This is a genomic window from Salimicrobium humidisoli (genome assembly GCF_002295105.1).
Classification (GTDB): Bacteria; Bacillota; Bacilli; order Bacillales; family Halobacillaceae; genus Salimicrobium; species Salimicrobium humidisoli.
The window spans coordinates 153,174-174,454 of record NZ_NSGH01000001.1; the positions used below are offsets into that span (position 1 = coordinate 153,174).

General features: G+C 48.7%; 27 protein-coding genes. 22 read left to right on the plus strand and 5 right to left on the minus strand.

Annotated elements, in window-relative coordinates:
- Positions 1–2: 2 nt before the first annotated feature.
- Positions 3–422: a hypothetical protein gene (locus tag CKW00_RS00710; protein ID WP_095820924.1), complete on the minus strand. Its 420-nt coding sequence runs from the start codon at positions 420–422 to the stop codon at positions 3–5.
- Positions 423–609: 187 nt separating this feature from the next.
- Here CKW00_RS00710 and ric point away from each other — a divergent pair, with 187 nt between their 5' ends.
- The 12 genes from ric (at position 610) to CKW00_RS00770 (ending at position 13,525) form a co-directional block, all read left to right on the plus strand.
- Positions 610–1,302, plus strand: coding sequence for an iron-sulfur cluster repair di-iron protein (ric, locus tag CKW00_RS00715; protein WP_095821049.1), 693 nt, complete (start codon positions 610–612; stop codon positions 1,300–1,302).
- A 5-nt stretch (positions 1,303–1,307) separates the two neighbouring features.
- The gene (gene modA, locus CKW00_RS00720) at positions 1,308–2,081 is read left to right on the plus strand and encodes a molybdate ABC transporter substrate-binding protein (RefSeq protein ID WP_095820925.1); all 774 of its coding nucleotides are present in this window, start codon (positions 1,308–1,310) and stop codon (positions 2,079–2,081) included.
- Positions 2,057–2,722, plus strand: a complete 666-nt coding sequence (gene modB, locus CKW00_RS00725; RefSeq protein ID WP_095820926.1) for a molybdate ABC transporter permease subunit — start codon at positions 2,057–2,059, stop codon at positions 2,720–2,722. Before modA ends, modB begins: the two co-directional genes overlap by 25 nt.
- Positions 2,723–3,400: an ATP-binding cassette domain-containing protein gene (locus tag CKW00_RS00730; protein WP_095820927.1), complete on the plus strand. Its 678-nt coding sequence runs from the start codon at positions 2,723–2,725 to the stop codon at positions 3,398–3,400.
- Positions 3,401–3,482: 82 nt separating this feature from the next.
- The gene (locus CKW00_RS00735; protein ID WP_408640527.1) at positions 3,483–7,157 is read left to right on the plus strand and encodes a nitrate reductase subunit alpha; all 3,675 of its coding nucleotides are present in this window, start codon (positions 3,483–3,485) and stop codon (positions 7,155–7,157) included.
- A complete protein-coding gene (gene narH, locus CKW00_RS00740) occupies positions 7,147–8,685 on the plus strand; it encodes a nitrate reductase subunit beta (RefSeq protein WP_095820929.1) in 1,539 nt (512 codons plus the stop codon). Before CKW00_RS00735 ends, narH begins: the two co-directional genes overlap by 11 nt.
- Positions 8,678–9,247, plus strand: a complete 570-nt coding sequence (locus tag CKW00_RS00745; RefSeq protein WP_095820930.1) for a nitrate reductase molybdenum cofactor assembly chaperone — start codon at positions 8,678–8,680, stop codon at positions 9,245–9,247. The genes narH and CKW00_RS00745 overlap by 8 nt, the downstream gene beginning before the upstream one ends.
- On the plus strand, positions 9,244–9,927 hold the full coding sequence (narI, locus tag CKW00_RS00750; RefSeq protein ID WP_095820931.1) for a respiratory nitrate reductase subunit gamma: 684 nt from the start codon (positions 9,244–9,246) through the stop codon (positions 9,925–9,927). Before CKW00_RS00745 ends, narI begins: the two co-directional genes overlap by 4 nt.
- A gap of 18 nt (positions 9,928–9,945) precedes the next feature.
- Complete coding sequence (locus CKW00_RS00755) at positions 9,946–10,479, plus strand: hemerythrin domain-containing protein (protein WP_095820932.1); 534 nt, start codon at positions 9,946–9,948, stop codon at positions 10,477–10,479.
- Positions 10,480–10,526: 47 nt separating this feature from the next.
- Complete coding sequence (locus tag CKW00_RS00760) at positions 10,527–12,035, plus strand: nitrate/nitrite transporter (RefSeq protein WP_095820933.1); 1,509 nt, start codon at positions 10,527–10,529, stop codon at positions 12,033–12,035.
- The gene (locus CKW00_RS00765) at positions 12,032–13,045 is read left to right on the plus strand and encodes a ThiF family adenylyltransferase (RefSeq protein ID WP_095820934.1); all 1,014 of its coding nucleotides are present in this window, start codon (positions 12,032–12,034) and stop codon (positions 13,043–13,045) included. Before CKW00_RS00760 ends, CKW00_RS00765 begins: the two co-directional genes overlap by 4 nt.
- A gap of 15 nt (positions 13,046–13,060) precedes the next feature.
- Entirely contained in the window at positions 13,061–13,525 is a 465-nt protein-coding gene (locus tag CKW00_RS00770) for a MogA/MoaB family molybdenum cofactor biosynthesis protein (RefSeq protein WP_095820935.1), read from the plus strand.
- 33 nt (positions 13,526–13,558) lie between these two features.
- On the opposite strand, the gene moaC is transcribed toward CKW00_RS00770, so the two are convergent.
- On the minus strand, positions 13,559–14,047 hold the full coding sequence (gene moaC / locus CKW00_RS00775; protein ID WP_095820936.1) for a cyclic pyranopterin monophosphate synthase MoaC: 489 nt from the start codon (positions 14,045–14,047) through the stop codon (positions 13,559–13,561).
- 89 nt (positions 14,048–14,136) lie between these two features.
- On the opposite strand from moaC, the gene CKW00_RS00780 reads away from it, so the two are divergent.
- The 6 genes from CKW00_RS00780 to moaA are packed head-to-tail and all read left to right on the plus strand — an operon-like array spanning position 14,137 to position 18,088.
- A complete protein-coding gene (locus tag CKW00_RS00780) occupies positions 14,137–15,405 on the plus strand; it encodes a molybdopterin molybdotransferase MoeA (protein WP_095820937.1) in 1,269 nt (422 codons plus the stop codon).
- Entirely contained in the window at positions 15,378–15,860 is a 483-nt protein-coding gene (gene mobB / locus CKW00_RS00785) for a molybdopterin-guanine dinucleotide biosynthesis protein B (RefSeq protein WP_095820938.1), read from the plus strand. The genes CKW00_RS00780 and mobB overlap by 28 nt, the downstream gene beginning before the upstream one ends.
- The gene (locus CKW00_RS00790; protein ID WP_095820939.1) at positions 15,839–16,261 is read left to right on the plus strand and encodes a molybdenum cofactor biosynthesis protein MoaE; all 423 of its coding nucleotides are present in this window, start codon (positions 15,839–15,841) and stop codon (positions 16,259–16,261) included. Before mobB ends, CKW00_RS00790 begins: the two co-directional genes overlap by 22 nt.
- Positions 16,258–16,491 (plus strand): MoaD/ThiS family protein, encoded by a 234-nt coding sequence (locus CKW00_RS00795; protein ID WP_158221256.1) that lies wholly within the window; start codon positions 16,258–16,260, stop codon positions 16,489–16,491. The genes CKW00_RS00790 and CKW00_RS00795 overlap by 4 nt, the downstream gene beginning before the upstream one ends.
- Positions 16,488–17,078, plus strand: coding sequence for a molybdenum cofactor guanylyltransferase (locus tag CKW00_RS00800; RefSeq protein ID WP_095820941.1), 591 nt, complete (start codon positions 16,488–16,490; stop codon positions 17,076–17,078). The genes CKW00_RS00795 and CKW00_RS00800 overlap by 4 nt, the downstream gene beginning before the upstream one ends.
- Complete coding sequence (moaA, locus tag CKW00_RS00805) at positions 17,075–18,088, plus strand: GTP 3',8-cyclase MoaA (RefSeq protein ID WP_095820942.1); 1,014 nt, start codon at positions 17,075–17,077, stop codon at positions 18,086–18,088. The genes CKW00_RS00800 and moaA overlap by 4 nt, the downstream gene beginning before the upstream one ends.
- A 52-nt stretch (positions 18,089–18,140) precedes the next feature.
- Here the strand turns inward: moaA and CKW00_RS00810 are convergent, their stop codons facing one another.
- A complete protein-coding gene (locus CKW00_RS00810) occupies positions 18,141–18,773 on the minus strand; it encodes a LysE family translocator (RefSeq protein ID WP_095820943.1) in 633 nt (210 codons plus the stop codon).
- Positions 18,774–18,893: 120 nt separating this feature from the next.
- Here CKW00_RS00810 and CKW00_RS00815 point away from each other — a divergent pair, with 120 nt between their 5' ends.
- The 4 genes from CKW00_RS00815 (at position 18,894) to CKW00_RS00830 (ending at position 20,566) form a co-directional block, all read left to right on the plus strand.
- Positions 18,894–19,115, plus strand: coding sequence for a hypothetical protein (locus CKW00_RS00815; protein ID WP_143544212.1), 222 nt, complete (start codon positions 18,894–18,896; stop codon positions 19,113–19,115).
- A 14-nt stretch (positions 19,116–19,129) separates the two neighbouring features.
- On the plus strand, positions 19,130–19,579 hold the full coding sequence (locus tag CKW00_RS00820; RefSeq protein ID WP_095820945.1) for an ASCH domain-containing protein: 450 nt from the start codon (positions 19,130–19,132) through the stop codon (positions 19,577–19,579).
- Entirely contained in the window at positions 19,579–20,082 is a 504-nt protein-coding gene (locus CKW00_RS00825; RefSeq protein ID WP_233129684.1) for a GNAT family N-acetyltransferase, read from the plus strand. The genes CKW00_RS00820 and CKW00_RS00825 overlap by 1 nt, the downstream gene beginning before the upstream one ends.
- Before the next feature lie 64 nt (positions 20,083–20,146).
- On the plus strand, positions 20,147–20,566 hold the full coding sequence (locus CKW00_RS00830; protein WP_095820947.1) for an RDD family protein: 420 nt from the start codon (positions 20,147–20,149) through the stop codon (positions 20,564–20,566).
- Positions 20,567–20,568: 2 nt separating this feature from the next.
- On the opposite strand, the gene CKW00_RS00835 is transcribed toward CKW00_RS00830, so the two are convergent.
- On the minus strand, positions 20,569–20,886 hold the full coding sequence (locus CKW00_RS00835; protein ID WP_095820948.1) for a DMT family transporter: 318 nt from the start codon (positions 20,884–20,886) through the stop codon (positions 20,569–20,571).
- Positions 20,886–21,212, minus strand: a complete 327-nt coding sequence (locus CKW00_RS00840) for a DMT family transporter (RefSeq protein WP_095820949.1) — start codon at positions 21,210–21,212, stop codon at positions 20,886–20,888. Before CKW00_RS00840 ends, CKW00_RS00835 begins: the two co-directional genes overlap by 1 nt.
- Positions 21,213–21,281: the final 69 nt, after the last annotated feature.

The following is a 21,281-nucleotide window of genomic DNA, read 5'->3' on the forward strand; positions in this document are numbered from 1 at the left end:
CGTTATTCTTCGAGCAGCCGTTCTTCATCCCTGCTGTGGATTTCATTAACGATCATTAAAGCATTGAATTTAGTGAGGATGTGTTCATAGTCGTTCGTCGTTTCTGCTTCTTCTTTAATCTGACGCACAAGTATACGGAGGATATCGTGGTCTCTTGTGAGCTGCACGATATCTTCTTTTTTGTCCGGATGATTGTGAGCTATTTCGTAATAGAGGCCGCCTTCTTCCTCTTCGGCGTCGGCATGGCTGAGGATTCTCGTTTCCCAGTAGTCGACAAGATCCTGGATACATGCTTCAATTTTTTGATTGTCCTTTATTTGCATAGACTGTTTCAACTGGTCGGTTTTCTGGACAGCTCCGCTCAAGCCTCCTTCATGGATGGCGTGGTGGGGCTGTTTTTTTCGTAGAGATGGTCCTGACACTTTGCATCGTCCCCTTTCCGTGTATTTATCTTAGCATACCCGGGTGTCTGTCCGGCATCAGGGAATTCCCTTAATCTATCGTCTAGGGGAAGTTTCCATGAAAAAACAGGGAGTTCCCTAATAGGTTTGATCGTTACCATCTTCTATAATTAAGGTAAGAATTCAAAGGGAGTGGATAATAGTGAGGATGATGACGGAAGATATGCTGGTGGCAGACATAGTTACAGATGTTCCACAGGCGGCTGATCTTTTCCGGGAAAAACGGATAGATTTTTGTTGTGGTGGATGCGTGTCACTGAAAGAGGCTTCCGATAAGCGCGGTGAAAATACTGAAGATATTCTTCACACCATCAACCAGATGGTGAGAGACAGAGAAATTTCAGGCCCGGCAGAACCTCAACACATGACGGAAGAAGAATTGATGGGACTCATAGAGGGCAGATATCACAACTTTTTACGTCAGGAACTTCCATCCCTGGCTCCATACGTACTTAAAGTGTCCAGGGTTCACGGAGGGAAGCATCCCGAACTTAACCGTATCAGAGAAATTTACGACGGCCTGCACAGGGAACTGCTTCGTCATACCGAGGAAGAAGAAGAGGTGGTATTTCCACAAATTCGTCAGTACAAAAAGAATCCCGGTGAAGAAAGAAAAGAGCTTCTTGCCCCTCATGTTGAAGGTCTGGAAGAAGAACATGAGAAAACAGGTGCATTACTGAAAGAAATCCGAATGCTGACTAATGACTTTCAACCGCCGGAAGGAGCCTGTAATACGTTCCGGCTCGTTTTCAAACGTCTGGGCGAACTTGAAAAAAACACTTTTGAACATATTCATCTGGAAAATAACGTATTATTCAGTAAAGTAAGAGAGCGGTTCTGATTCGTATGAGAATGTTTCTCCTGCTACTTTTGTTTTCGGCATCGCTTCTCAACGGATGTTCGCAATCAGAAGAGGAAGGGACTGTAATATTCGCTGCCTCAAGCTTATATGAAACTCTCGAAAATATGAGGGGGAGCATCGAGCAGTATACAGGCGGCCCCGTTACTGTGCACTATGGTTCAAGTACCCAGCTTCTTCATCAGGTGAAACAGGGAGCGCAGTTCGATGTGTTCTTATCAGCCTCCCCCTACGATATGGAAGAAATGACAGACGGAGGCTATACAGACGCTTCGTCTGTCCGTACATTCATAAAAAATGACCTTGTCCTGGTGACGGGTGATAAAGAAACACCGGAACAGCCGGAAGCTTATTTGAAACAGAAGGGTATCGGTTTTCTTGCACTCGGCGAATTGAACAGGGTTCCGCTTGGAGTTTATACGAAAAAATATTTGGACAGGGAAGGTATTAAAACAGCCGCAGAAACGACCCGCGTGTATGGAAAGGATGCATTTCAGGTCTTTCGTTACGTACGGGTGAAACAGGCGGACGCGGGTATCGTTTACGGTTCTGACGCAAGAAGGACAAGCTACCCCTACACGCCTCTTGAATCCGGAAGTGATATTCGTTATCAGCTCGGTGTCAGTCGCGGGGCGGGGGTAGCAGCACATGACACAGCGGATTGGCTCATGTCATCGGAAGCGATGGAGATGTTCAGGGAAGGCGGCTTTATTCCGGCCGGGGAGGAGAATGTAGTATGGCGGAATGGTGGACGCCGGTAGGTCTTTCGTTAAGAGTATCGGTGTTGTCGACACTGCTCGTTATTATAACGGGGACGTGGGCAGCTTTCCGGATGAAAAAGAAGGCCTGGAAAAAAAGAAGTTGGGTGGAGCCGTTTTTTATGTTGCCAATGGTTCTTCCTCCCACGGTGCTGGGTTTTGGGCTCGTCTATCTATTCGGCAGGAATGGACCGCTTGGACAGATGCTTGGTCTTGTCGACATGCACATATACTTTTCATTGAGCGGAGCTGTCCTGGCTTCTGCTGTCGTGTCTTTTCCTCTTATGTACCAAAGCGCAAAGGCCGCTTTTCAGAAAGTGGAGGACGGTTACATACATGCCGCGAGAACTCTTGGCACTTCGGAAAAAAAGATCTTTTTCTCCGTAATACTGCCGTTGGCCTGGCCCGGTCTGGCAGCCGGAGGGCTGTTAAGTTTCGCCAGAGGGATCGGGGAGTTCGGGGCGACCCTGATGATAGCAGGATACATTCCAGGGAAAACAGATACTCTGCCCATAGCGATCTATTTCGCGGTGGAGACCGGCGAATGGGCGAAAGCTTTCGGCTGGACTTCTCTCCTGCTGATTCTCGGCGTTACCGTTATTTATACGTTGAATCGTATCACACCAGGGGAAGGGGAGAGGTGAATGAACGGGTTATCAGGAAGATTCGTGAAAAAGCAGGGCGCGATGACTCTCGATCTTTCTTTTGAATTCAGGAGTGGCATCACTGTAGTGACAGGTCACTCGGGAGCGGGGAAAACGACGTTTCTGAATATGCTCTCGGGAGTCGGGGCGCCGGATGAGGGTGTACTCTATCTGGGAGAAAAGGTTCTTTTTGATTCTGATAAAGGGATCGATGTCCCTCCCAGATCCAGACGGATCGGCCACGTGTTTCAACAGCCGTATCTTTTTCCACACATGACGGTTGCTTCGAATATATCATTCTCGAATGCAGACGTTCTGAAGGAGACGTGGATGAAAGATCTTCTGCTGGAAACCGGAGTGGACCTGTTGCTTTCCGCATACCCGGGTAACCTGTCGGGCGGGGAGAAGCAGAGGGTGAATCTTCTTCGGACGCTGGCTTCGCAACCCGAAGCTCTTCTGCTGGATGAACCGTTTTCTTCACTCGATGCGAAAACGAGAAAGATTTGTCAGGATATCTTATTGGACCCGCGTAGGGGAATTCCCTCCGTGCTCGTGACGCACGACAGGGAAGAGGCGTCCAGAATGGGTACTGACCGCTTTTTTATGGAGTTTGGAACGCTGAGGAACGCCCCGGAAAAAATAGGGGTATTCCCCACAAGATATCAGGGAGATGCCTGATATCTTTTTTTTTATCCCTCTTACATAATTGGATATATAGACAAAGTTGTTCAGCGCTTGCGAAGGGGAGATATCAATGAAGATGAAAAAGTGGAAACCTAAATTTTTCAAACCGGTAGAGCGGTATTCGGGAGACTGGTCCCTGCTGGAAGAAAAAAGCAGAGACTGGGAAAACATGTACCGGAACCGCTGGTCGCACGACAAAGTGGTAAGAACGACGCACGGCGTCAACTGCACGGGTTCCTGCAGTTGGAAAGTTTTTGTGAAAAACGGCATTATCACATGGGAAAACCAGCAGATCGATTATCCGTCTTGTGGTCCTGATATGCCGGAATTCGAACCGAGAGGCTGCCCTAGGGGAGCATCATTTTCATGGTACGAATACAGCCCGCTCCGAGTGAAATACCCATATATGCGGGGAAAACTGTGGCGTCTCTGGAAAGCAGCCCGCGAAGAACATGAAGATCCTGTAGCAGCCTGGGCCAGCATTGTGGAAGATGAAGAAAAGGCCAGCATTTACAAAAAGGCCAGAGGGAAGGGCGGACACGTTCGTGTGCATTGGAACGATACGCTCGAACTCATCTCCGCCCAGCTCATTTATACCATTAAAAATACCGGTCCTGACCGGATTGCCGGGTTTACTCCAATCCCTGCCATGTCCATGGTTAGCTACGCTTCAGGTGCCCGCTTCATCAACCTTATCGGTGGAGAAATGCTCAGTTTCTATGACTGGTATGCTGATCTTCCCCCTTCTTCCCCGCAAATATGGGGAGAACAGACGGACGTCCCTGAATCTTCCGACTGGTACAACTCGGGCTACATCATTATGTGGGGATCGAATGTGCCTCTTACAAGGACGCCGGATGCCCACTTCATGACGGAAGTACGCTACAAAGGAGCAAAAGTGGTTTCCGTCGCTCCGGACCACGCAGAAAACGTAAAATTCGCCGACAATTGGCTGGCTCCGCATCCCGGTACGGACGCTGCCCTCGCTCAGGCGATGACTCACGTTATCCTCGATGAATTTTACGAACAGAGACAGGAAAAACTTTTTCTTGATTACTCCAGGCAATTTACCGACCTTCCTTTTCTGATAATGCTTGAAGAACATGAAGGTGCATGGAAAGCGGGGCGTTTTCTGAGAGAAGCGGATCTTGGAGGATCGTCGGAGAATGCCGAATGGAAGCCGGTTCTTATCGATGAGACGAACGGTGAAATTACGGTGCCGAATGGCACGATGGGTCAGCGCTGGGAAGAAGACGTGAAATGGAACCTCTCTCTCGAAAAAAAAGACGGGTCGTACATACAGCCCGCATTGACGACAGCAGTGGAAGGCGCGGAATGGAAAGAAATCGTATTTCCATCGTTTGATGCGAATGGTAACGATCTCTTTACCCGTTCGATACCCGTGAGGACGGTTACTCTCGCTGACGGAACGGAAAAGAAAATCACGACAGTCTACGATCTTATGCTCAGTCAGTACGGAGTGAAAAGGGATAATAGCACCCATCATGCAGAAAGTTATGAAGATGCCTCTTCGTTCTACACGCCAGCCTGGCAGGAAAAAATTACAGGAGTGAAAGCATCAGTAGTGACACAGGTAGCCAGGGAATTCGCTCAGAATGCCATCGATACAGACGGGCGGTCTATGATTATCATGGGGGCAGGAATTAATCACTGGTTCAACAGCGATACTATTTACCGCTCGATTTTGAATCTCGTAACGCTTACAGCTTCCCAGGGCAAAAACGGAGGCGGCTGGGCCCACTACGTAGGTCAGGAAAAATGCCGTCCGATCGAAGGATGGTCGACGATTGCTTTTGCGAAAGACTGGCAGGGACCGCCCCGGCTGCAGAATGCGACATCCTACTTCTACTTTGCGACCGATCAGTGGAAATACGAAGAAATGGGCACCGAGGCTCTGAAATCGCCGCTCGGAGGAAAACTCCGCTATAAACATCCGGCTGATTACAACGTGCTGGCAGCCCGTCTCGGATGGCTTCCTTCCTATCCGCAGTTCAATAGGAACAGTCTGCATCTGACGAAAGAAGCAAGGGACCGTGGCAGTAAAACGTCCGCGGATATCGTACAGGATATTGTGAATCAGCTGAAAGAGAAGAAAATGCGTTTTGCCGTCGAAGAACCGGGGGCGAAAGAGAACTTCCCGAGCACTCTTTTCGTCTGGCGCTCGAATCTGATTTCAAGTTCTGCCAAAGGTCAGGAATATTTTCTCAAACACCTGCTTGGAGCTTCCGACGGCCTTATGTCTGAAGTGAACGAAGATGATAAGCCGGAAGAAATAGAATGGAGTGAGGAGAAGAACGGAAAGCTTGATTTACTTGTAGCTTTGGATTTCAGAATGACTTCCACCCCGCTTTATGCGGATGTCGTTCTTCCGGCAGCCACGTGGTACGAAAAGACGGATTTGTCTTCCACGGATATGCATCCGTTCGTGCACCCGTTCAACCCGGCTATCGATCCTTTATGGGAAGCCCGCTCGGACTGGGACATCTATCGTTCCCTGTCCCGTGTCTTTTCCAAAATGGCCGAGGACCATCTCCCGGGAGTTTATGAAGACGTGGTTACAAGTCCTCTCGGTCACGACTCGCCACAGGAAATAGCACAGCCCAATGGAGAAGTGAAAGATTGGAAGAAAGGGGAAATCGAAGCGATCCCCGGCAAGACCATGCCGAACATTTCCATTGTGGAACGTGATTATACGAAGATTCATGAAAAATATACGACGCTCGGTCCGAATCTGATCAACGGAAAAGTCGGTGCTCACGGGGTCTCGTTCCCGGTGAGTGAAGAATACGAGGAACTGAAGCTGATCAACGGCGTTCAGGATGAAGAAGGACATGCCGGGGAAGGGCTTCCGATGCTGAAAACGGGCCGACAGGTGGCGAATGCGATGCTGCATGTATCTTCTGCCACGAACGGGGCCGTCTCCCAGCGTTCTTATGGAGCACTGGAAAAAGATACGGGAGTGGAACTGAAAGATATATCTTCCGATCGCGCAGCGGAAAAGATCACGTTTGATCAAATCACCGCCCAGCCGAGGGAAGTGATACCGACCGCCGTGTTCACCGGTTCAAACAAAGGGAAGAAAAGGTACTCTCCGTTTACTACGAATATTGAACGTAAAGTACCGTTCCGTACTTTGACAGGACGGCAGCATTTTTACATCGATCATGAAATATTCCTGCAGTTCGGTGAGTCTCTTCCGGTGTTTAAACCGACGCTGCCCCCGATGGTGTTCGGCTCGAGAGATAAAAAGATAGTGGGAGGAAAGGATTCACTCGTACTCCGCTATCTCACTCCGCACGGGAAGTGGAACATTCACAGCACGTACCAGGACAACCTTCACATGCTTACGCTTTTCCGTGGAGGACCTACGGTATGGATCAGTGATATTGATGCCGAAGCTCATGATATAAGCGATAACGAGTGGCTTGAAGTGTATAACCGTAACGGTGTGGTAACGGCGAGAGCAGTCGTCAGTCACCGGATTCCTCAGGGAACGATGTTTATGTATCATGCCCAGGATAAACATATTCATGTTCCGGGTTCGAAAATAACCGGACAGCGGGGCGGCAGTCACAATGCTCCTACAAAAATTCACGTAAAACCGACACAGATGGTCGGGGGATACGCCCAACTCAGTTACGGCTTCAATTATTACGGTCCCATCGGTAACCAGAGAGACGTATACGTCGCAGTAAGAAAAATGGAGGAGGTTGACTGGCTTGAAGATTAAAGCTCAAGTAGCAATGGTAATGAATCTGGATAAATGTATCGGCTGTCACACATGCAGCGTTACCTGTAAAAGTACCTGGACGAATCGTCCGGGTGCGGAATATATGTGGTTCAATAACGTAGAGACGAAGCCCGGTATCGGCTACCCTAAGCGCTGGGAAGACCAGGAACAGTATAAGGGAGGCTGGGAAGTTAAAAACGGCAAGCTTCAACTGAAATCCGGTACCAAATTATCAAAAGTAGCACTGGGGAAAATTTTCAATAACCCGGATATGCCGGAAATGAAAGACTATTACGAGCCGTGGACTTACAACTACGAAAACCTGACCAATAAAGAAGACGGGAAGCACACACCCGTAGCTCGTGCCCATTCGGCAATAACGGGTGAGAAAATGGATCCCGAATGGGGACCGAACTGGGAAGACGATCTGGCCGGCGGTCATATTACGGGACCACAGGACCCGAACATCGAAAAAATCGAAGAGGAAATCAAATTCAATTTCGAAAAATCTTTCATGATGTACCTGCCACGTCTATGTGAACACTGTCTGAACCCGAGTTGCGTCGCCTCCTGCCCATCCGGTGCGATGTATAAACGTGATGAAGACGGCATCGTTCTTGTCGATCAGGAAGCATGCCGCGGATGGAGATATTGCATGACGGGCTGTCCGTACAAAAAAGTATATTTTAACTGGCAGACGAATAAAGCGGAAAAATGTACGTTCTGCTATCCGAGAATCGAAAGTGGACTTCCGACTGTCTGTTCTGAAACATGTACAGGCCGCATCCGCTATCTCGGCGTTCTGCTTTACGACGCGGACCGCGTCCAGGAAGTTGCCGCAACACCTGATGAGAAAGATCTTTATGAAGCACAGTGCGATCTTTTCCTGGACCCTCATGATCCTGAGGTGCAGGAACAGGCCCGCCGTGACGGCATTACAGAAGACTGGCTGGAAGCGGCACAGGACTCTCCTGTATATAAACTTGCGATCGAGTATAAGCTTGCTTTTCCGCTTCATCCGGAATATCGTACCCTTCCGATGGTGTGGTACGTGCCTCCCCTAAGCCCGATCATGAGCTATTTCGAAGGGAAAGATTCCATCAAAAATCCGGATATGATTTTCCCGGCTATTGAAGAGATGAGAAACCCTATCCAGTATCTGGCTAATATGCTTACCGCAGGAGATACGGAATCAGTGAAGAGCTCCCTGCAGAGAATGGCCATGATGCGTTCCTACATGAGAGCGTTGTCGAGTGGAAAAGAGTTTGACGAGACCCGGCTGGAGCGGGTGGGGCTGACGGCGAAACAGACGCAGAAGATGTATCGCCTTCTTTCCATCGCTAAATACGAAGATCGTTTCGTCATCCCTACCTCTCACCGGGAAAGTTACAGCAACCCGTATCGTGCCCAGGGTTCCGAAGGTTTCGGTTCGGATTGTGACGGGTGTGGACCGATGATGCCGGCGGGAGCCAAATCAGGCAAAGAAATTTATGAGGATAATTTCTATGGGGGGATCTGGCGTGATTGATTTGAAGAAGCTTGATGAACAGCGTTCCGCCTTTGCTTACTACAGTCACCATCTTGCCTACCCCGAACCCGGTATCTTTGACGAAGAATTTCTCCGTGCTTCTTTTACCCCGGAGGATCCGGGGTACAGGGGCGCGGAAACTTACTGGAAGAATATGAGGAAGTGGTCTCATGCAGAAGTTCAGGAATACTACACGGCAACGTTCGATTTCGAAAAAAGTCTGACTCTCTACATGACTTTCGCCAAGTTTGAGGACAGTAAGGAACGCGGTCAGATGCTTGCCAGGTTAAAGGTGATGTATGAGATGTATGGATTGAATATGCCGAAAGGTGAACTGTCCGATTTTCTTCCTCTTATGTGTGAATTCGTTCACATCGGCGACTGGCTGGAGGATGAGCGGTCCCGGCAGAGCTTTGCCCTGTTGTTTGCTGTACTGGAAGACGGGACTTTCCATTTGCGTGAAGCTTTGGAAAAGCACGACCACCCCTACCTTCCGCTGGTGAAAAGTCTGCGCAGAACCCTGCGTTCCTGTGTGAAAGAAGAAGAGGTGAGTGTCCAGTGAGTTCGCAATTTTTGTGGGTGATCCTTCCTTATATGTGTATCGTCTCGTTCATCATCGGTCACATATTCCGCTATCGTCATGATCAATTCAGCTGGACGGCGAAATCGAGTGAGTTCATAGAAAAGAAACAGCTTATGATCGGAAGCCTACTGTTTCATATAGGAATTATCCCCGTTATTTTCGGGCATGTGGCAGGACTCGGCATTCCAAAAGAATGGATGAGAGCTGTAGGTGTGAACGATCATTTATATCATTTGGGAGCTTTGTATGTGGGTGGTCTGTTTGGAGTCGTGACGCTTGTCGGGATGTTGCTGTTGACTTACCGGCGCGTCTCGATAAAGGCCGTAAGGAAACTGAGTACGAGTTCGGATATTATCGTAAACGTATTGCTGTTGTTCATCGTTTTTCTCGGCGTTTACGCTACGCTGGTGACGAACAACGTGCAGCCCGGCTTTGATTACAGGGATACGATTTCGGTCTGGTTCCGGGATCTTCTTATTCTCCGTCCTGATGCGTCTTACATGACAAACGTTCCCTTTACTTTCAAAGTGCACGCCATTACGGGGTTTCTTATATTCGGTTTATGGCCTTACACCCGTCTCGTGCACGTCTGGAGTGTGCCGGTACACTACGTTGGCAGAAGTCACATACTATACCGTCGTCATAAACGGAGGGCATAAGCGGAAGGAGGGATTACGATGTGGGAAGAACAGAAATTTCAAACGAAAAATAAAGCGACGCGCATTCTCGAAAATGAACATAAGTATTTACAGTACCTGATGGAAGAGTGGCATACTATCGTACTTGATTTCGCAAACAGCCGTCATAAAGACATGCAGGAAGCGCGTGCAGCTTTTAAGGAACTCCGGGAGCGTCTTAAATCTTTTCTTGAGCCTTTGAAAAACCATACGGATAAAGAGGAAGAACATTTCTTTCCGGCTCTGTCTCTGTATATAGGGAAGGAACAGGGGCCGATCATGTCTATAGAAGAAGAGCACAAGGAAATCGAGGGATATATCGGTCATTTCTTTTTTCATTCGAGGGGTGACCTTGAAGAGTATTCTTACGAACAGCTTCGGAAAATGACGGAGGATGCCGGGGAAGCGTTCGAAGTATTAATCCTTCACTTCGTCAAAGAGGAAACGGTTCTCTTTCCGATGGTGGACAGAGTCATGCTGACAAAGGATCTTGAACCGCTCGTTGAAGATCTTCGTTCCCTGATTACGCAGTAAATGAAAGCATAACAGCAAATAAGTAGAAAAAAGGAGGTGCAGGGAAAGTGACAAGGAAACTACAGCTTCCACTGCAGACGATGAACCTTGTCGTCGGGTTTATGGTATGGGTCATCATTTCATCTCTTCTTCCGTTTATTCAGGAAGATGTCGCTATCGCTCCCGAAAGGGTGGCTCTGGTTACGGCAGTTCCTGTTATTCTCGGTTCCATATTAAGAATACCGCTCGGGTATTTTGCAAATGTATACGGGGCCCGTATTGTCTTTATTATAAGTTTTATCCTGTTGATGTTCCCTGTTTTTTACATAAGTGAAGCATCAACGTTCGCAGATCTTTTAATCGGAGGTCTGTTTCTCGGAGTCGGCGGGGCCATTTTCTCAGTAGGGGTCACTTCCCTTCCTAAGTATTATCCGAAAGAAAAGCACGGGCTCGTCAATGGGGTGTACGGAGCAGGGAACATAGGGACGGCAGTCACTACATTTGCAGCCCCGGTTATCGCCACCTCCATAGGATGGCAGGCGACCATTAAAGTATACCTCGTTCTTCTTCTGGCTTTTGCAGTTCTGAATATATTCATAGGGGACCGGAATGAGAAGAAGGTAAAACAGCCGATTATGCAGCAGATCCAGGCAGTGTATAAAAATGAGAAACTTTGGATTTTTTCTCTGTTTTATTTTATAACATTCGGATCTTTTGTAGCATTCACCGTTTATCTTCCGAACTCCCTCGTGACGAATTTCGGGCTGGAGGAAGTCGATGCGGGGCTTCGTACAGCCGGATTCATCGTCGTGGCAACACTGATGAGACCTGCCGGAGGGGCAGTAGCCGATAAATTTTCTCCATTGAAGATGCTGGTCGGCGTGTTTGTAGTCTATACTGCTGCTGCCATCCTTCTGGCCTTTTCGCCCTCCCTTGCTCTTTATACGGTAGGAGCAATAGCTATAGCTGTCTCGGCAGGGGTAGGGAATGGGGTCATTTTTAAACTGGTTCCCACCTATTTTCACTCTCAGGCAGGTATCGCGAACGGTATCATTTCGATGATGGGGGGACTTGGCGGATTTTTCCCTCCTCTCATTCTGACTGCAGTGTTTGCGATTACCGGACATTATGCAATCGGGTTCATGCTTTTGTCGCAGGTATCGCTTGCCAGTCTGATTCTTATTATGTGGCTGATGTATCAGGACAGTCTGAATAACCAGATTTCCATTTTCCATTCTTCCGGTCAGGGAATGATGGTGACGGACACGAAAGGAAAAATCGTGGAGGTGAACCCTTCCTTCGAAAAGCTCACCGGTTATTCGCGGGAAGAAGCGCTTGGTAATACCCCGGCTTTACTTAAATCAGGCAAACAGCCGAAAAATTTTTATGACCGGATGTGGGAGTCGATAAGAAGAACCGGGCACTGGCAGGGAGAAATATGGAACAGAAGAAAAAGTGGAGAGCTGTATGTGGAATGGCTCACTATCAATCCTGTGACGGATGAAACCGGCAATGTCATTAAGTACGTAGCTACATTTTCGGATATTACGGAGGAGAAGAAAGAAGGGGAAGCATGAGCACAGATCGTTACGAGAAGCAGGTGAGATTTGGGGCAATCGGGAAAAGCGGCCAGCAAAAAATCAGGGAAGCGGAAATCACTATCGTCGGTTGCGGGGCGTTGGGAACGACTGTTGCCGAAACGCTGACCAGAGCCGGTGCGGGACGGATCCATCTCATCGACTTTGATGAAGTGGAATGGTCCAACCTTCAGCGTCAGCAGCTATTCACCGAAGAAGACGCGGAAAAGAGGCGGCTGAAGGTGGAAGCTGCCCGGGTCAGACTGGAACAGATTAATGGAGAGGTGGATATCAAAATATGGCCTCACTACACAGACGGACCGTTTCTGCATAAAGTAGCTTCTTCCTCGGACGTAATCGTCGATGCTTCAGACAATTTCGATACAACTTACGTAATCAATGATGTCGCTCACATGCTAGGCGTCCCCTGGGTGTATGGCAGTCTTTCGGGAAGTACGAGTGTCCAGATGACCGTAATTCCGGGGGACAATGCCTGTTTCCGCTGTCTCTATGAAACGCTCAGCGGAGCGAAGGAGACGTGCGAAACTGCCGGAGCACTGGCTCCGGCCGTCCAGATTACTGCAGCCAGACAGACAGTGGATGTTTTTCAACTGATTACGGGGTCCAAGGAATGCGGAGGTATTTTCAAACTGGAAGATATATGGAGTGGGGAACATCAGAAGATTCGGACACACGGTTTGAAAAATGTCGCGTGTCCTACATGCGGAAGTTCTCCTGCATATCCTTCTTTTCATGAAACCGGAAGGGTGTCCGTACTGTGTGGCAGAGGAGCGGTACATATTCACCCTCCTGCTCACCGGAAGATTTCTCTTCAGGAAGGGGAAGAAATGATGCGGAAAATGTCCATTCCTTACAAAAGAACCGGATTATTTATCCAGGGAGAACTGAATGGTCACAGGGTGTTGTTGTTCGAACGGGGACGGATGCTGATTCACGGAGTTTCCGAGCCTGAGGAAGGAAAAAGACTGTATGCTTCGATTTTTGGCTGAGAGGAGGCGGGTGAAGTGCAATCTTCAATCATAGTGGTGAGTGATACGCGTACCGAGGAAACGGACCGTGGCGGCAAAGAAGTGATGCGCCAGCTCGAGGAGTCCGGAAGAAAAGCAGGGCCAGTGACAGTGGTCCGGGATGAAATAGAAGAAATAAGAGCCTGTGTAATAGAAGAGATGGAAAAAGAGGTGGATGTTCTCTTTTTAACCGGTGGCAGCGGGATTGCTAAAAGAGATGTAACCCCTGAGGCTGTAGAACCGCTGTACGAGAAAAAAATCGACGGGTTCGGGGAACTGTTCCGTCTCCTCAGTTATCAAAAAGACGCAGGCACGAAAGCTATGTTCAGCAGAGCATCCGCCGGTGTAATTGGAAACGTACTTTTATTCCTTTTGCCCGGATCCGTCAAAGCGGTGACACTTGCAATGGAAGAGCTGATATTGCCGGAGCTGGAGCACTTTTACTCGGAACTGCATAAATAACCGGCCTCTTCGAATAAGAGACCGGTACAGCGATTATTCTGCATCTCTTTTGAAATATCCGGACGAACCGCCGATTTTCTCTTCAAGAAATGTCGGGCCGATGACCATGTATTTATCGGCAGCTTTGCACATATCATAGACAGTCAGGGCTGTCACGGAAGCTGCGGTCAGAGCCTCCATCTCCACACCTGTCTGCCCCGACGTCTTTACAAACGCGGAAATATGCAGGGTATGTCTGGATTCGCCTTCCTCCCACTCAAAATCAACGGAAGCTTTTTGGAGAGGGAGCGGGTGACAGAGGGGAATGAGCGAAGATGTCTGTTTGGAAGCCATAATACCTGCAAGACGGGCGGTTCCAAGGACATCACCTTTTTTGTTCGTACCTTCTCTCACCTGTTCGTAGGCGTCTGTAGCGAGAGTTATCGAACTTTTTGCTACGGCACTTCTTGATGTCGCCTGCTTACCGGAAACATCGACCATAATTGCGTTATTGTTTTCATCAAAATGAGAAAGTTCTTTCACGATTAACCCCCTTTAGTAACGATCGGGACTGAGGAAAAACTTCTTCCTTTTCCCGTAGATTATATCACAATTGTCAGGAGATGATACCAGTGCTTACTATACGTAGACCGATATCTGTAGAGGAAGCTATTGAAAGATGCCGGGCGAGAGTGAAACTCCAGGATATACAAAAGGTCTCTCTTTACGAAGCGGAAGGAAGAGTGCTCGCTTCTCCTGTTTACGCCGATCAGTCACTGCCTCCTTTCGATCGTTCCCCTTATGACGGATACGCTTTCCGTGCCGGGGACACGAAAGGAGCAACCGGAGAAAACCGTGTGTATTTAAAAGTGATCGATCATATAGGGGCGGGAGATGTTTCGGAATATATTCCCGGTGAGAAAGAAGCGGTACGTATCATGACAGGGGCAAAGCTTCCGGAAGCTACGGATGCTGTAGCTATGTTCGAACAGGCCAGAGAGGAAAAAGAAGGGTTCTCTCTCAGAAAAACCTTCGTCCCGGGGGAAAACGTTTCGTTCACAGGTGAAGATGTACAGGAAGGAGAGCTCCTTCTCGAACCGGGCAGGACGATTACAGCCGGAGTGATCGCTTTGCTGGCCGGGGCCGGAGTGGCGGAGGTCCCTGTGTATAAGAAGATGAAAATAGGAATTATAGCTACCGGTTCTGAACTGGTAGACGCAGGAGTGTTTCCTCCTCCCGGAAAGATCAGGGATTCGAACACCCCGATGATTGCAGCTTCCGTAAAAGAAGCTGGAGCAGAACCGGTCGTGTTTGCCGGGGTGAGGGATAACGAAGAAAGTCTCCGCAAAGCTGTCATGCAGGCTCTCGAAGAAACAGATGCCCTCATTACCACGGGAGGTGTGTCAGTAGGTGATTTCGATTTCATGCCCGTTATTTATGAAGGAGTGGGAGCGGAAGTCCTTTTCAACAAGGTCGGCATGAGGCCCGGAAGTGTTACGACGGTGGCTGTAACGGAAAAAGGTACCTTTTTATTCGGTCTTTCCGGAAACCCCTCAGCCTGTTTCACGGGTTTCGAACTGTTCGCCAGACCGGTACTCCGTGAAAGTATGGGTGATCGGCTCCCTTATCGCTCTTTTGAATACGGCCGGTTAAAGGAAGCATTCCCGAAAAAGAATCCATTCACCAGGTTCGTACGCGCGGAATATGACCGTTCCACCGGAGAAGTGAGTCCGGCGGGGTTTAATAAATCCAATGCTGTAGCTGCTCTGGCAAAAGCGAACGTTCTGGTTATTCTCCGGGGTGGTACGTCACACATAGAAAAAGGGGAGAAGGTAGCTATGATGATGCTCCGTGATACGGAAGGGGTGGACCGATGGGAAATCCCCGGACACTCCAGGTAGTCGGCTTTCGGAAGTGCGGCAAGACGACATTAATGAATTCCCTCGTCAGTCTGGCCACAGAAGAAGGGGCGACAGTAGTTACGATAAAACATCACGGCCATCCCTCTCCATTGATCCTCCCGGATGAGGACACGGACAGTATGCAGCATTTCCGGGCTGGAGCGGATACCTCAATTGTTTACGGAAACGGTGTTATGCAGATGCATGAGAGGTGCGAAGAAGAAGGGGCGCTTTCTCATATGTATGAAGAAGCAGTAAAAAGGAACCCGGATTATATTTTTATAGAAGGATTCAAGCAGGCGTCTTTTCCGAAAATTGTGCTGTGGAGACAGGAAGAAGATAAACGAAAACTTATGGCTCTCCCGCAGGTTTATATGGTGAAAGAAGCGGGGCTGGTACATGAAAAAGAAGAAGTGAGAAGGTGGTGGGAAGAATGGATAAGAGATACGAAGTGACGGATTCTCCTCTCGACCCCGGCAGGTATATTGCAATGGTGACGAGGCCGGAAGCAGGAGCTGTCGCTACATTTACCGGTCATGTGAGAGAGTGGACAAAGGGAAGACGTACATTATCCCTTGCCTACGAAGCCTACGTTCCGATGGCCGAGCGTATGCTCGAAACCATTGCAGAAGAAGTGAAGGTGAAATGGCCGGAAGCGGAAGTGGCTGTAGGACATAGGATCGGGCCGCTTGCGATCTCCGATATAGCAGTCGTAGTAGCCGTTTCTACTCCTCATCGGCATTCCTCCTATGAAGCGAACAGTTTCATTATGGAGCGTATCAAAGAAGACGTGCCTATTTGGAAAAAAGAAATCCAGGAAGACGGCGAATGGTGGAAAGGGGAGGAAGCACAATGATACAGGTGTTATATTTCGCTTCTATGAAAGAAGCATCAGGTTTAGCGAGTGAACGGATAAAATGGCAGGGCGGGACACTCGGGGAAGTCATGGAGAAAGTTACTGATCTTCATCCTTCAATCAGCTGGGACGGGGTCCGTGCTGCGCTGAATGAGGAGTTCTGTTCAGGTGCACAGGAAGTGGAACCTGGAGATACCGTCGCTTTCATTCCACCGGTGAGCGGGGGATGAGCAGCCGGACGGGCGTGGTGCTTGCCGGAGGCAAATCGAGAAGGTTTGGCAGACCGAAAGCATTCGAAACACATGAGGGGAGTTATTTTTATGAAAGATCTGAACATGCGCTCCTGCCCTGGACAGACCAGGTCGTTATTCAGACTTCTTTAGAACTGCAGCCTCTTTTTCCTGGGGGAAAAGTATATACAGACATGGAAAAGTGGAGAGGAGAAGGGCCTCTGGCAGGTCTGTATACGGCAATGAAACGGGAAGAATCCGAACATTTCATCTTACTGCCATGTGACGTTCCCTTCCTTACCTCCGAAGTAATAGGTGAAATGATTGTCTGGAAAGAGGAAAACGGAATTACTGCTCCTTGTGCTTTGAAAGGAAACGGACGACTTCACCCTCTTATCAGCATATGGGAGGCGAAGGACACAGAAGAAATCAATTATCTGCTCGAACAGGGGGAGCGATCGGCACACCGGGTATTTTTAAATCTCGGAGGAGTATCCGTGGAGGCTGCTGCTTTAAAAGGAGTAACCGGGAAACACCTGTGTAACGTTAATACAGAAGACGAATACAAAAAGGGGAGTTTACTATGAAAGAAGCAGTCACTGACCGGTTCGGAAGACCTATGCAAGATTTGCGCATATCGGTGACCGACCGGTGTCAGTTCCGTTGTTCCTACTGTATGCCGAAAGAAATTTTTGGAACGGACTATGCTTTTCTTCCTAAGCAGGAACTTTTATCTTTCGATGAGTTGGAGAAAGTGGTGAAAATATTCGCCGAAAAAGGAGTGAAAAAAGTCCGGATTACAGGAGGGGAACCGCTGATGCGACCGGGACTCCCGGAACTGGTACGTCGTATTTACGCCATAGATGGTATCGGGGACGTAGGTCTTACGACGAACGGGGTGCTGCTCGGTCATTATGCCAAGGAACTTTTTGAAGCGGGATTAACCCGGGTGAATGTGAGTCTGGACGCTATAGATGAAGAGTTGTTCCGGAAGATGAATGGTCAGGGGGTGCCACCGCAGAAGGTCTTCAGAGGGATTGAAACTGCTCTTACTTTCGGATTTCAGGTGAAAGTGAATATGGTAGTGCAACGGGGTGTGAATGAACAGGAGATACTGCCGCTCGCGCGCTACTGTAAGGAGAAAGGTATAACTCTTCGTTTCATTGAATTCATGGATGTAGGCAATGATAACGCCTGGAGTTATGAACGTGTGATTCCAAAAACGGAAATATTGAACATACTTTCCGAAAAGTATGAACTCGCTCCGGTTGAGAAGGATTATTTCGGGGAGGTAGCCAGGCGATATAAATACGGGGACAGTCAGGAACAGGTAGGATTCATAACTTCCGTCTCCGAGTCTTTCTGTTCAAGCTGTACGAGAATCCGTCTGTCCTCTGACGGAAAGTTATTCAACTGTCTTTTCGCTTCGGAAGGACGTGATCTGAAACAGCTTCTCCGCGAGGGAGCATCAGAGCAGGAACTCGGAGACTTCATTACAGGGAACTGGAGAGATCGGGATGACCGCTATTCGGATGAGAGATGGGAACAGAGGAAATCCGGAAAGAAAAAAATAAACATGTCTTATATCGGTGGATAGAACCAGGAGGGAGGGATGCAGCGACTCCCCCTGGTTTTTGTGTGGAAAATTTTCAGCTTTCCGTGTAGAGAAGCTGGATGCCCATAGCTATAAAAACGAGCCCCGTCACTTTGTTTAAAATCATACCGCTCCTGCTCTCCCCGCGCAGTTTCGCTGTTGTGAACGAAGCTAGCAGAGCGGTGATGAAGAACCATATTGTCCCGGTGGTCGTAAAGATGAGCCCGAGGGTCAGGAATGATAAGGAAGCGCTCATTCCGCTCTCCGCCTGGACGAACTGAGGGAGAAAAGCGAGAAAGAAGACGGCCACTTTCGGGTTCGTTACGTTGGTGATCATCCCCTGTACGAAAATTTTACGTTTCGACTGTTTCGGCATTTCTTTCTTATTCCCCTCCGTCTTTGTCCTGGTGAGAAGAATCTGCAGGCCGAGATAGCCGAGATAACAGGCACCGATGATTTTGACTATGGTGAACAGGAAGGCCGACTGCATAAGAAGTACGGAGAGACCCAGTGCCGCCAGAATCGTATGTACAAGGATTCCTGCGGAAATGCCGAGGGCGGAGTATGAGCCCGCACCGAGCCCCTGGGAAGCGCTTCGTGATACAATGTACATAGTGTCGGTGCCCGGAGTGAGGTTCAAAAGGACGGCAGCCAGAATAAATGCTTCTATGTTAATGAGATCGATCATGTTTTCTGTCTCTCCTTTTTTCTTTTCATTATAAGGAAAGAGGGGAGATGATGAAACATTATTTCTTTCTATTCGTACAGGGTAAGAAGAATATATATCATGGAACGGGAGGCTGCGTTTGTGTCTACACTTTATGGTATCCTTATCATTGTCGCTTTTTTATCCCTGCCTTTTTTCATGGCGAGGCTGGTCGATCGTCTTACCGGAAAGCATAAACGCATGCACAGGAATAAAGAGAACGTGAAACATCAGAGCCGCTCCAAAGCAGCAGAGGAAGCACAGAATGATGCTTATCGTAACTCCGGGAGTGGCGTCCACGGACCTGGAGGGCCCGGTGATTAGAGGAGGAGAACGGAATGAATGAAAAAGCATGGCACTACTGGAAAGATTACTGGAAAGGTGTGCAGGCACCGGAAAACGTTTCGGCCTGGTCGTTCGGCACAGACGAAGACGAATTAGCCGGGCTCGTAGTCCGCGGAATCAAGACAGCCACGTGTTCTCTCTACGAGGAATACGTCGCAGAAAACGATCCTCTCCCGGAAGAAGGAGAATATAGTATTGTGCTTGATTCAAACGAAGAGCCGGCGGCGATCATCCGAACGAATAAGGTGACAATCATGCCGATGAATGAGGTGCCGGAATCGTTCGCCTTCAGAGAAGGGGAAGGAGATCGTTCCTATACATACTGGTGGAACGCGCACGAGAAGTTTTTCCGCCCGCTTATGGAGGAACTGGGTAAAGAATTTACGGAAGACACAGCCGTCGTCTGTGAAGAATTTGAACTTATAGATGCGAGGGATAGGTAATGGAGATACGACTGTTGCAACCGGACGATGCGAACATGTATTGGGATTTGAGGCTCGAGGCGTTAAGGAATAATCCGGAAGCATTCGCTACGAGTTATGAAGAGGCTATGTCGAAAGAAGATCCGGTCCGCGAAGTGTCCAAACGTCTCGCCGATGCGGACAGTTTCACATTCGGAGCAATCTGGGATGAGGAAATTGTAGGAATGATGACGCTCGTCGTGCAGGACACGAGCAAGTTGAGGCATGTTGCCCACCTTATAGGAGTGTACGTCTCCCCCGTCGTCCGCAATAAAGGAGTAGGGAGTCAACTGCTTCAGAAGACGATCGAAAAAGCGAAAGAGGAAGGATATATTGAAAAGATTAACCTTTCCGTGGTGACGAACAACGATTCCGCCATCCGGCTTTATGAAAATGCCGGTTTTGAGACGTGGGGCGTGGAGAAGAACGCTTTGAAGATGAACCGGGAATATTACGACGAACAGCACATGACTCTGGAAATTTGAGTCCTTGCCCGAAAGAAAACAGTTTTCAAAGAGGAACGAATATTTTAAAGAAGAGGGATTTGTTATGCAGACGGATACACCTAAAGCCGGTTTTGGAAAAAGACTGGCAGCCTTTCTCGCAGATAGCTTCATTATTAATATGATAGCTGTCTTTTTATACTTTCTGATCACCGGGGAACTTACATCAGAAGTTTCGAGCAGCTATGCCTATATACTGCTGGATGCCTCGTACCTTACAATCCTGCCCGCTGTCTGGGCCGGGTACACCGTTGCAAAACGTCTGATGGATATACGTGTCAAAAAACTTAACGGGAATGACGTGACGCTTTTTGATATGTTCATCCGGGATTTTGTCGGGAAGGTGCTGCTCAGTGTCATCACTTTCGGAGTGTCCACTCTCGTGAGTTTTGTGATGGTAATCGCAACGAAGCAGCGCCGGGCCATACACGATTATATGGCCGGCACGTACGTTCATTCCGGATAATATCAGGGGGAGACTAACTTCAATCCGATGACGGCAGCGATGATGAGTGATAGAAAAAAGATGCGTTTGCCGTCTTTCGGTTCCCCGTATAAAATCATTCCGAACAGTGCGCCACCTGCTGCCCCTATGCCTGTCCATACGGCGTAGGCAAGCCCCATCGGCAGTGTTTCCATGGAAATAGCCAGAAACAGAAAGCTGGCTGTGAACCCTGAAGCGAGCAGAAGAAGGGATGCGACTGAACGTTCAGAGTGAAATTTGTTGATCATCAGAACCCCGAACATTTCTCCGAGTCCTGCGATGATTAAGTAAACCCACGCCATTATGCCTCCTCCTCCGGTGTCACCATTTTAAGACCGATTATACCTGTGAGAAGAAGGGCGATCATCAGCACTTTCCCCACACTTGCCGCCTCTCCGAAAAGCAGCATTCCGGAGAGTACGGTCCCTACCGTACCGATTCCTACGAAAACGGCATATGCGGTTCCGGCAGGAAGTTTCTGTCCGGCCATGATCAGATAATAGAAGCTTACAACTATAGCGATAACGGTACCTGTCCATTCGAGGACGCTGTCGGCATGTTTCAGCCCGATGACCCATCCTATTTCAAACAGGCCGGCTATGATTATTTTAAACCAGTGGATACTCATCATTCATTCCTCCCAGCGTCCATCGTAGCACAATTTTTTACATCGTAAGAATGAAATCACTTTAATAGA